Source organism: Streptomyces montanus (assembly GCF_005786655.1).
Classification (GTDB): domain Bacteria; phylum Actinomycetota; class Actinomycetes; order Streptomycetales; family Streptomycetaceae; genus Streptomyces; species Streptomyces sporangiiformans.
The window spans coordinates 1-5807 of record NZ_VBZC01000137.1 but is presented as its reverse complement, the minus strand read 5'-3'; the positions used below and the strand labels follow the sequence as shown (position 1 = coordinate 5807).

The window sequence follows — 5807 nt, the reverse complement described above, 5'->3', positions numbered from 1 at the left end:
CTGTTGCCCGGCGTGCGGCACGCACCGGTCGACGCGGCCGCGGCGGTGGCCCTGCTGTCCGGGGCGCGAGCAGCCCTCGGCGTCGCGGCGGCCCGGGCCCCGCACCCCCGTCCGCGGGTGGCCTGGCATGCGCTGGAGTCGGCGGACGTCCTCGCCCGGCTGAAGCGCGAGCTGCACACCGAGCTGAGTGCCGCCCGGGAGACGACCACCCAGGTACGTAAGGCGGCCGACACGGCCGGCCATCTTCCCGTCCTCGCCCCGGCGCGATGGTCGCTGCGGCTCGCCCGGGCCGTGCGCGACGAACTCGACGATCCGCTCACCCCGGTCCTGGCGGTCGGTTCCGCCGCCTCGGCGATCCTCGGCTCCGTCGTTGACGCCCTGCTGGTTTTCGGCGCGCTCGACCTCAACGCGCTGGTCGGCGGCGTACAGCGGCTGCGGGCCGAGCGGGCGCTGTCCGGGTTGCTCGCGGAACAGAAACAGAAGGCGCGCGTGACGGATCGGGAAGACGAAGCGCCCGCCGAAACACCCGCCGAAGCTGATGCCGAAGCACATGCCGAAGCGCACATCGTCGACGCCGCCGAACTCGCTCCCGGCCAGGTGATCGAGCTCCAGGCGGACGACGTCGTGCCCGCCGACGCCCGCCTCCTGTGGGAGGACGGCCTGGAGGTGGACGAGTCCGCGCTGACCGGCGAGTCCCTGCCGGCGGACAAGCGGACGGACCCGACTCCGCGAGCTCCGGTGGCCGACCGCGACTGCATGGTGTTCGAGGGCACGACCGTGGTGGCCGGACACGCCGGGGCCGTCGTGGTGGACACCGGCGACCGTACCGAGGCCGCCCGGGCCGGCTCCCTCGCCGCTCGCACCCCGCCGGCCGGTGGGGTGCAGGCCAGGCTGCAGGAACTCACCCGCAAGGCGCTGCCGTTGACGCTGGCGGGCGGGGCCGCGGTGACGGGTCTGTCGCTGCTGCGCGGGACGCCGATCCGCCAGTCGGTGAGCGGCGGTGTGGCGGTCGCCGTGGCCGCCGTCCCCGAAGGCCTGCCGCTGGTGGCCACGGTGGCGCAACTCGCGGCCGCCCGGCGGCTGAGCCGCCGCGGTGTCCTCGTCCGCACCCCGCGCACGCTGGAGGCGCTGGGCCGCATGGACACGGTCTGCTTCGACAAGACGGGCACCCTCACCGAGAACCGGCTGCGGCTGGTCCGGGTGACCGACGCCGACGGCACCGTCCACACCGTGGACGAGGCGCGCTCCGGGCGTACGCTGCGCGACGCGGCGCGTGCCTGCCCCCGGCTGAACGGCGACTCCGGCCGACCGGCGCACGCCACCGACGAGGCGGTCCTGGACGCGGCCGGCCCCGACGAGGACTGGACGCAGACCGAGGCCCGCCTGTTCGAGGCGGCCCGCGGGTACGCCGCCGCCGTCGGCCGGGCCGCGGACGGCGCACCTGTGCTCGTGGTCAAGGGCGCCCCGGAGACCGTCCTGCCCGCGTGCCGTGACCTCCCGGACCACGCGTCCGAGGTGGCGCAGTCGCTGGCCCGCGACGGACTGCGGGTCCTGGCGGTCGCCGGGCGTCCACTGGAGGACGGCGAGGAGGCGACGGACGTACTCGAAGAGCCCCTCGAAGGGCTGGAGTTCACCGGCCTGCTCGCGCTGGCGGACGTACCGCGCGAGACATCCACGGCCCTCGTGCACGGTCTGCGGAACGCGGGCGTACGACCGGTCATGCTGACCGGTGACCACCCGCAGACCGCCCGGGCGATCGCCGCCGAACTGGGCTGGCCGGACGACACGACCGTGGTCACGGGCGACGAACTGGCGGCCGCGGACCGAACGGCCCGGTCCCGGATGCTGAGCGACGCGAGCGTGGTGGCCCGCGTCGCACCCGAGCAGAAGCTCCAGGTCGTCGAGGCGTTGCGGGACGCGGGCCGGGTCGTCGGGATGGTCGGCGACGGCGCCAACGACGCCGCCGCCATCCGCGCCGCCGACATCGGCGTGGGCATCAGCGCCCGTGGTTCGGCGGCCGCACGCAACGCGGCCGACATCGTCCTCACCTACGACGACCTGACGGTCCTGGTCGAGACGGTCACCGAAGGCCGTGCGCTGTGGCACAGCGTCGCCGACGCCATCGCCATCCTGATCGGCGGCAACGCGGGGGAGGTCGGGTTCGGCATCGTCGGCACCGTCCTCTCGGGCTCCGCTCCGCTCACCACCCGTCAGATGCTGCTGGTGAACCTGTTCACGGACCTGTTCCCGGCGATGGCGGTGGCGGTGACGCCGCAGGAGAAGGCGGCTGGAGCGGAGGGCGACGACACGGCACAGGGGGAGGGCACGACAACGCGTGAGGGGGCAGGCGTCGCCGATCCGGGCGCTGAGTCCGAAGGGCCTCTCGGTACGTCGCTCCTCGGCGCGCCACTGATCCGGAAGATCCGCCACCGTGCCCTCACCACGTGCCTGGGCGCGACCGCCGCCTGGCTGGTCGGCCGCTTCACCCTCGGTACGGCCCGCCGCTCCACGACGATGGCCCTGTGCGGCGTCGTCGGCACCCAGCTGGCCCAGACCCTGGCCGACCGCCGCCACAGTCCTCTGGTCCGCATCACGACCCTCGGCTCCGCCGCCGCCCTGGTCGCCCTGATCCAGACGCCCGGCCCCAGCCAGTTCTTCGGCTGCACGCCCCTGGGTCCGGTCGCCTGGGGCGGTGTCGTCGCGTCGATCGCACTCGCGGTGGTGGGGCACCAGGCCCTGCCGCAGATGGAGAAGGCCGTCCTCCGGTACGGGCCGTCCGACGAGGCCTGGAGCAGGGCCGTACGTGCTGCCACACAGGGCCACGGTCAGAGGGACAAACCGTCAGGCTCCGGGTTCTCTGCCGGGCCCGTGAGGCCGAGCCCGGCCTGAGGGGTGGGTACGCGTTCGGGGCGGGCCGGGGCTTCGTATGCTCGGGGCATGACCGACAGCAGCGCGCTCGACCCCGAGGACCGCAAGATCGTCACCCTGGCCCGTGCCGCACGGGCCCGTAACGGTGTGCCCGAGGGGGCGGCCGTACGGGACGAGACGGGCCGTACGTATGTGGCGGGGACCGTGGCCCTGCCGTCCCTCCAGCTGAGCGCGCTGCGGACCGCCGTGGCCATGGCGGTGGCTTCGGGCGCGAAGTCGCTGGAGGCGGCCGCGGTGGTGAGCGAGGCGGAGGCCTTGGCGGAGGAGGATCTGGCGGCTGTGCGTGATCTCGGGGGGCCGGGTACGCGGGCGCTGCTGGCGGGCGTTGACGGGGTGGTGCGGGTGGTGGTGGGGGAGGACTGAGTCTGTTCCTTCCTCAAGAGACCGGGTAGGGGCGGCGGGGGCGAAAACCCGCCGCGCCCGCACCCTGTCTTCGGCCACTTCCTCCAGCATTCGGAAGAATCCCCACCGCTTCTCTTGCCATCGCAAGCCACGCGCGCCTCAATGGACGAGCTCTTCCGACGGACCGTCAGATCCGCCTCCGCGTAGCGCGCCGCACCCCCGCTCACGGACGGTCGACGCGCACTTCTCCCCACAGCGTCACCGAGGAACCGGTCCGTCCGTACGTACGTCCCCCCATGGCAATTCCCGTACAAGGGAAGGGAATCCGATGAGACGCACGATGAGACGCAAACGGATCGGCCTCGGTGCGGCCCTCGTGGCCGGCACTCTCTCGGTCACGGGCCTCGCCCTGGCCCCCGCGGCGGCGGCGGTGGTTCCGCAGACCGCGACGATCAACGCGACCTGCGGCATCTACGGCGGCGGCGAGGCCACGCTCACCGCCACCCAGGACGGCACATCCGCCACCATCACCGTCACGTCCGCGATCACCGCTCCGGTCGCCCTCTCCGCGGACTCGATCGCGTCCACGCTCACCATGGTGAAGGCGGGCGGCGGCACCACCCAGTTCACGGGCACCAAGAACCCGGCGATGGCGGCCGGTGACAGCGTCACGGTCGGCCCCCTGAGCGGCACCGTCGCCTCCGGCGACAGCCTGGAGGCGAACGGCGGCTCCCTGAAGATGGTGGTCCTCGGGCTCACCGTGACGTGCACGGCCGATGGTCCGCAGTCCCCGGGGCCGTTCGTCTTCGACTAGGCCGCGTACGTCCCGGTAGGTGAAGGCCGGTGTCGCACGCGCGTGGGCGCGGCGGCACCGGTCCCGGGCGTGAGGGCCGCGAGTGCCGCGAGGGTCGTGAGCGCCTTGCGGGTAGTCGCGGGTCGTGAGGGCCGTGAGAGTTGTGATTCAGAGCGCGTCGGGGCCGCGGTCGCCCGTCCGCACCCGGACCAACGTCTCCACCGGCAGCACCCACACCTTCCCGTCACCGATCTTCCCCGTCCGCGCCGCCCGCACGATCGTGTCGACGACCGAGTCCGCGTCCGCGTCCTCGACGACGACTTCGATACGGACCTTGGGGACGAGATCGACCCGGTACTCGGCCCCGCGGTACACCTCGGTGTGCCCGCGCTGGCGACCGTATCCACTGGCCTCCGAGACGGTCAGTCCTTCCACGCCGACTTCCTGGAGCGCGCTCTTGACCTCGTCGAGGCGGTGCGGCTTGACGATCGCGGTGATGAGTTTCATGCGTGGGCCTTGATCTTCCGGTGGTGGGGGCGGACGGCGTGATCGTAAGCGGTCCGGGCGTGCGCCGTAAGGTCCGGACGGGCAGACGTACGAAGGGGCTCCGATGATCAGGGACAATGGGCGCCATGAGCGTTCGTACCCAGTCATCCGAGCCGTCCGAGGCCACCCACCGCGCCGGCTTCGCCTGCTTCGTGGGCCGCCCGAATGCGGGCAAGTCCACCCTCACGAATGCTCTGGTCGGCCAGAAGGTGGCGATCACGGCGAACCAGCCGCAGACGACTCGGCACACGGTGCGGGGGATTGTGCACCGGCCGGACGCGCAGCTGATCCTGGTGGACACCCCTGGGCTGCACAAGCCGCGCACGCTGCTCGGTGAGCGGCTCAATGACGTCGTCCGCACGACCTGGGCCGAGGTCGACGTGATCGGGTTCTGTCTGCCGGCGAACGAGAAGCTGGGGCCCGGGGACCGCTTCATCGCCAAGGAGCTGGCGTCGATCAAGAGGACGCCGAAGATCGCCGTCGTCACGAAGACGGACCTGGTCGACGGCAAGACGCTCGCAGAGCAGTTGATCGCCATCGATCAGCTCGGCAAGGAGCTCGGGTTCGAGTGGGCCGAGATAGTGCCGGTGTCGGCGGTCGGTGACAAGCAGGTGGATCTGCTCGCCGATCTCCTGGTTCCCCTGCTGCCCGAGGGGCCCGCGCTCTATCCGGAGGGCGACCTCACGGACGAGCCCGAGCAGGTGATGGTGGCCGAGCTGATCCGTGAGGCGGCGCTGGAGGGTGTGCGGGACGAACTGCCGCACTCCATCGCGGTGGTGGTGGAGGAGATGCTCCCGCGCGAGGACCGTCCCGCCGACAAGCCCCTGCTCGACATCCATGCCTTCGTCTACATCGAGCGGCCCAGCCAGAAGGGCATCATCATCGGGCCCAAGGGCAAGCGCTTGAAGGAGGTCGGGATCAAGTCGCGCAGGCAGATCGAGGCGTTGCTGGGTACGCCGGTCTTCCTCGACCTTCATGTGAAGGTCGCGAAGGACTGGCAGCGGGATCCTCGGCAGTTGCGGAAGCTGGGGTTCTGAGCCGTCGGTCGGACCAGGTTTTTCGCCCCCGCCGCCCCTACCCGTCCCATCCCTGGGGCTCCGCCCCAGACCCCGCTCCTCAAACGCCGGAGGGGCTGATTTTCAGCCCGTCCGGCGTTTGAGGACGAGGCCGTTCAGGCCGATTGGGGGTCTGGGGGCGG

At 72.1% G+C, this 5807-nt stretch carries 5 protein-coding genes; 4 read left to right on the top strand and 1 reads right to left on the bottom strand.

What is annotated here, in order from left to right; genetic code table 11:
• The 3 genes from FE633_RS46630 to FE633_RS46620 form a co-directional block, all read left to right on the top strand.
• Nucleotides 1-2889: cation-translocating P-type ATPase (locus FE633_RS46630; RefSeq protein WP_138051221.1), on the top strand; the 2889-nt coding region annotated here is incomplete at its 5' end.
• Between the two features lie 48 nt (nucleotides 2890-2937).
• Nucleotides 2938-3291 carry a cytidine deaminase gene (locus FE633_RS46625; protein WP_138051220.1) on the top strand — a complete coding sequence of 118 codons (354 nt, stop codon included), beginning with the start codon at nucleotides 2938-2940 and terminating at the stop codon, nucleotides 3289-3291.
• A 319-nt stretch (nucleotides 3292-3610) separates the two neighbouring features.
• Complete coding sequence (locus tag FE633_RS46620; protein WP_138051219.1) at nucleotides 3611-4084, top strand: hypothetical protein; 474 nt, start codon at nucleotides 3611-3613, stop codon at nucleotides 4082-4084.
• Between the two features lie 147 nt (nucleotides 4085-4231).
• Here FE633_RS46620 and FE633_RS46615 read toward each other — a convergent pair whose 3' ends face one another.
• Nucleotides 4232-4570, bottom strand: coding sequence for a P-II family nitrogen regulator (locus FE633_RS46615; protein WP_138051218.1), 339 nt, complete (start codon nucleotides 4568-4570; stop codon nucleotides 4232-4234).
• Nucleotides 4571-4686: 116 nt separating this feature from the next.
• Between FE633_RS46615 and era the strand changes: the two genes are divergently transcribed.
• On the top strand, nucleotides 4687-5646 hold the full coding sequence (gene era / locus FE633_RS46610; RefSeq protein ID WP_171060413.1) for a GTPase Era: 960 nt from the start codon (nucleotides 4687-4689) through the stop codon (nucleotides 5644-5646).
• Nucleotides 5647-5807 lie beyond the last annotated feature (161 nt).

Bases quoted from the DNA above. Each gene is read 5' to 3' on its own strand.
- era (WP_171060413.1), top strand. From the start codon at position 4,687: ATGGGCGCCATGAGCGTTCGTACCCAGTCATCCGAGCCGTCCGAGGCC.
- FE633_RS46615 (WP_138051218.1), bottom strand. From the start codon at position 4,570: ATGAAACTCATCACCGCGATCGTCAAGCCGCACCGCCTCGACGAGGTC.
- FE633_RS46620 (WP_138051219.1), top strand. From the start codon at position 3,611: ATGAGACGCAAACGGATCGGCCTCGGTGCGGCCCTCGTGGCCGGCACT.
- FE633_RS46625 (WP_138051220.1), top strand. From the start codon at position 2,938: ATGACCGACAGCAGCGCGCTCGACCCCGAGGACCGCAAGATCGTCACC.